Below are 4,125 nucleotides of genomic sequence, written 5' to 3'. Positions count from 1 at the left end.
CGCAAGCGCATCCTCCTCGCCCGCTGACCCACCTGCCGCAAAACCCGCGACAGTAACCCTACGTCAGACCTGCACCAAAAGTGATCCAGAACCAGCGTTCAGCCGACGCGACGCCGACACCTTGGGCACCAGTGGGCAGGAGTCGCTGGCCACACAGGAAGCCGAACCGCGGGCATTCGCTTCGGGTGTGATGGTCGCGGTCTTGCAGATTGAGCGCAGCACGCCTGGCCCGCTGACTCACCGACAAGGTATGCCCGTTTTGGGTAGCTGTTGCTCAAGTGCCCATGACCGCGCGGAGCGCAGGATGGCAGCCGCAAGACATGGATTTCCCAGGATCCATGCCCTACCGGACCGGGCACGTAGCCCTTTCTCCTGGTTGGATGTGATTCCCTTGTACGCCGTCTGCGACAGACTCACCGACTCGTCCGATGACACAATCCCGGACGAAGGCCAGTCTGCCGCCAATGTCAGCACAATCCACTACGTACCACTGCCGCGCGGACCTGCCGAACACGACATTACCCAGCTACTCGAGCACCGGCATGAATCCGCGGCTACCGCTCGCGGCATTACCCGCAGTGCCCTCAAAAACTGGCACATCCGCGACGATGTCATTGATACAGCAGTCCTCATCGTCTGTGAAATCGTCACCAATGCCATCGAACACGCTCGCCCTCCTCTGACCCTGCACCTTTTCCGCGAACACAATGGCCAACGTCTATGGATGGGCGTCACTGACGGCGGATCGGCCCCCCACCACGGCTCTTGGACCACTTCCTGTACCAACGACGAACACGGCCGCGGACTCACAATCATCTCCGCCCTCGCTACGGCACACGGCACTCACACCCATCCCGGCGGCACCACCCATTGGGCACGCCTCCTCCTGAAGGAGTCAGAATCCTCCGGACACCGGACCACCTAGTGATCTGACATGGCAAAAAGGTATGCGCCCCATAAGCGCGAAAGGAGTTTAGATTCAAGCGAGACCGTCCGGATGGTGGTCAAGCAATCGAGACCGATGGCCCAGATCGCCGAGAACTGGATTTGGCGTAAGTCTCGCAGAGCGGTGGTGATCGGCTCGAGCGGGTCGGCGAACGCGCGGTGCGCCGCAGTATCTCGACCAGATGCCTTCGACCGGGTTGAGGTCTGTGCGTAGAGCGGGAGTCGGTAGACGGTGAGACAGTCGCGTTCGGCGGTGTAGCGGCGCATCCCCCGTCAAGGCCACCGCGGGTGCGGACAGCCGCGTCCAGGGCGTCGGTGACAAGCTGAGTGCGCATGTGGTCGGCGATCGACCAGCCCAGCAGGCGCCGAGAGTGGACGTCGATGACCGTGGCCAGGTAGAGGAACTGCCCGCCGGTAATCGGCAGATAGGTGATGTCGCCGATCCAGATGGTGTCGGTGGCGGCGGGCAAGTTCCGCTGCAGCAGGTCAGGCGCCGCCTGACGGTCCGGATCCGGGATCGTCGTGCGATGTCTCTTCCGCAACCCCCTTCCCATGATGGCGTGTTGACGCATCAACCGCTCGATGCGCTTGCGATTGACGAGCAGGCCGCCCTCACGAAGATCAGCGGTGACCCGTTTGGACCCGTACGGCTTCCCGGACTGCGCATGGATCGTGCGTATGCGCCGGGTGAGGGCCGCATCGGCGGCCTTCTTCGCGGCCCTGGCCGGCGCGGCCTTCAGCCAGCGATAGAACCCGGACCTCGACAGGTTCAAGACGGTGCAAGCCGCTTCATGTCGAAGGCGTCACGATGGTCGGCGACAAACTGGAAGCGGCTCAGGAGCCGTAATTTATTTACTGCCGAATTCGACTCAACTTAGCGATTCCATATGATAGTTGGGTTGTTGTGATGATTCCGGGTGAAGTCCTGGCGGTGTTGAATGTGAAGTTCGCGGTGATTCTGCCGCATCTGGATGAGCGTCAGCGTCGTCTGTACCTGGCCTCCGAGGCGGAGGCGTTGGGGCATGGCGGGATCGCGGCAGTGGCCAGGCTCGCGGAGGTCTCCGAGTCGACGGTCGCAAGGGGGCATGAGGAACTTGCCGCAAGGGCGGCACCGTTGGGGCGTGTGCGCAGGGCTGGCGGCGGACGCAAGTCCGCTGCTGAACGTGACCCCGGCCTGGTGACGGCTCTCGAGTCGCTGATCGAGCCGCGTGAGCTGGGAGGATCCGGTCTCCCCTCTGCGCTGGACCACTGCCTCGCTGCGGGACTTGTCCCGGAGCTGGCCGAAGCGGGCCATCCGGTCAGTGCCCCGGTGGTCGGTGATCTGCTGCGTGCGATGGGCTTCAGTCTGCAGGGCATGGCCAAGACCCGGTCCGGAAGCCAGGCCCCCGATCGTGATGCCCAGTTCCGGCACATCAACTCGACCGCTGAACGCTTTCTGGCGGGGGCTTGCCGGTGGTGAGTGTCGATACGAAGCAGAAGGAACCGATCGGCGACTTGGCCCGCCCCGACCGCACCTACCGTCCCAAAGGCCGGCCGATCACCGCCCCGGACCACGACTTCATCGGCCCCGACACCCCGTCCGCCATTCCGTATGGCATCTATGACCTGGGACGTGACAGCGGCTGGGTGAATGTGGGCACCGACCGCAACACCGCCGAGTTCGCGGTGGAGTCTCTGCGCCGCTGGTGGAAGCTCCAAGGGCACCTCGACTACCCCGGAGTGGACCGCTTGCTGGTCACCGCCGACGCCGGAGGGGCGAACTCGGCAGACTCCCGCCTGTTCAAGACAGGCCTGGCCGGCTTTGCCGACGAGTGCGGCCTGAGCATCACCGTCATGCACTTTCGGCCAGGTACTTCAAAATAGAACAAAGTGGAACACCGGCTGTTCTCCCGGATCACCCACAGCCTCCGCGGTCAGCCTTTGACCAGCTACGAAGTACTGCTGCAGACCATCTCTGCCACCCGCACCAGCACCGGACTGACGGTCCAGGCCGTGCTGGACGAGAACGCGTATCCCACCGGCCGCGTGCTCACCCGGGCCGAGCGCAAGGGCGTCGATCGGCGGGTGGAGCGCGATGCGTTCCACGGCGAATGGAACTACACCATCGCGTTGCAGAACCCCGACCAGCAGCTTCCGGAAGACCCACACGACGAGCCAGGGTCTCCGGTCCCGCCCGAGGTCACCTTCCACCTCACCCATCCCGCACTCACCGGCATGACCTGAGAGCAGTTCGAGCAGCTCGTGACTCGAACCGTGCCGACAGGTCCTGGCCGAAGCCGAACGACAGAGTGAAGGCAGGGACCGTCGCGGTCGCAACCCAGGCTTTGGCATCCTCGATCACCGGCTCCGCCCCGGCCAGGCAGGTGATCGTCTTGTTCCGCTCCCGCGGCGCCAGCAGTCCGGTGAGGTACTCACGAAAACCCCGCCGCTGGGCCAGGCTGAAGAAGAGGTCGTCGAACCGGGCCGCGTACTCCTCCAACGGACCCGGCGCAGGCGGACACGGACGGCGAGCAGTCATCATCAGCCCCCAGCACGGCAATTGACCCCTACCACCGGCCTACGACCAACCCGACCTGCCGTCAACCCGTGCAACCGCCGAATTTAACGAACTACCGGTAGCTCTCTACGATCAGAGGGACGCTCGGTCGGGGAGGACGAGGCGGGGTCCGAAGCCTTCGTCATTCTGGAAGGCGGCGAAGGCCGCGTGAGCCCGTTCGCGGCCTCGGGGTACGTCTCGCGTTTAGCGTGTTCGGCAAGTGCGCGTTACTGACCTTTGAGGCGTGATGTCGCCGGGGGTGACGGTGTGTGATCGTTGCGGTATGCCGGTTGTGTGAGATATCCGCAGGGTGGTGGGCTGACGCCTGAACGGCAGGCGTTTCGCGAGCGAATCCGGCTGGAGGCCGCGGAGCAATTCGCTGCCGGTGTCTCCAATGTCGAGGTCGCCAAGGACTTACGGGTGAGTGTGCGCTCGGTGCAGCGCTGGCGCCGGGCCTGGCACGACGTCGGCGCTGAGGGGCTACGGTCCGCCGGACCCGTCTCACGGCCCAAACTGAGCGAGGCATTGTTCGCCGTGCTCGAGCAGGAGCTAGTAGACTGTCGCGACTAAGTGTCGTTATGGCTAATGGAGTTGGGGTCGGGCAGGCTTCGCTTGATGCTTCCGTTCGGCCGGGCAGGGGTGCC

General features: G+C 64.3%; 2 protein-coding genes and 4 pseudogenes. 4 read left to right on the top strand and 2 right to left on the bottom strand.

What is annotated here, in order from left to right; genetic code table 11:
* The first annotated feature begins 190 nt into the window (after positions 1-190).
* Positions 191-925 carry an ATP-binding protein gene (locus ACWCQK_RS42065; RefSeq protein WP_451164519.1) on the top strand — a complete coding sequence of 245 codons (735 nt, stop codon included), beginning with the start codon at positions 191-193 and terminating at the stop codon, positions 923-925.
* A gap of 289 nt (positions 926-1,214) precedes the next feature.
* On the opposite strand, the pseudogene ACWCQK_RS42060 reads toward ACWCQK_RS42065, so the two are convergent.
* A pseudogene (locus ACWCQK_RS42060) lies at positions 1,215-1,786 on the bottom strand (IS3 family transposase); the annotation flags it as partial.
* A gap of 66 nt (positions 1,787-1,852) precedes the next feature.
* Here ACWCQK_RS42060 and ACWCQK_RS42055 point away from each other — a divergent pair.
* Positions 1,853-2,404, top strand: coding sequence for an ISAzo13-like element transposase-related protein (locus ACWCQK_RS42055; protein ID WP_451164517.1), 552 nt, complete (start codon positions 1,853-1,855; stop codon positions 2,402-2,404).
* Positions 2,398-3,168: pseudogene (locus tag ACWCQK_RS42050) on the top strand (ISAzo13 family transposase). Before ACWCQK_RS42055 ends, ACWCQK_RS42050 begins: the two are co-directional and overlap by 7 nt.
* Before the next feature lie 115 nt (positions 3,169-3,283).
* Here ACWCQK_RS42050 and ACWCQK_RS42045 read toward each other — a convergent pair.
* Positions 3,284-3,463 (bottom strand): annotated as a pseudogene (locus ACWCQK_RS42045) (IS701 family transposase); the annotation flags it as partial.
* A gap of 312 nt (positions 3,464-3,775) precedes the next feature.
* On the opposite strand from ACWCQK_RS42045, the pseudogene ACWCQK_RS42040 reads away from it, so the two are divergent.
* Positions 3,776-4,033, top strand: a pseudogene (locus ACWCQK_RS42040) (helix-turn-helix domain-containing protein); the annotation flags it as partial.
* Between the last annotated feature and the right edge of the window lie 92 nt (positions 4,034-4,125).

It is taken from the genome of Streptomyces sp. NPDC002306 (assembly GCF_053593435.1).
The sequence above is the reverse complement of the archived record's forward strand: the minus strand, read 5'-3'. Positions and strand labels throughout refer to the sequence as shown.

Coding starts and splice junctions, on each gene's coding strand:
- ACWCQK_RS42055 (WP_451164517.1), top strand. CDS start 1,853: ATGATTCCGGGTGAAGTCCTGGCGGTGTTGAATGTGAAGTTCGCGGTG.
- ACWCQK_RS42065 (WP_451164519.1), top strand. CDS start 191: ATGGTCGCGGTCTTGCAGATTGAGCGCAGCACGCCTGGCCCGCTGACT.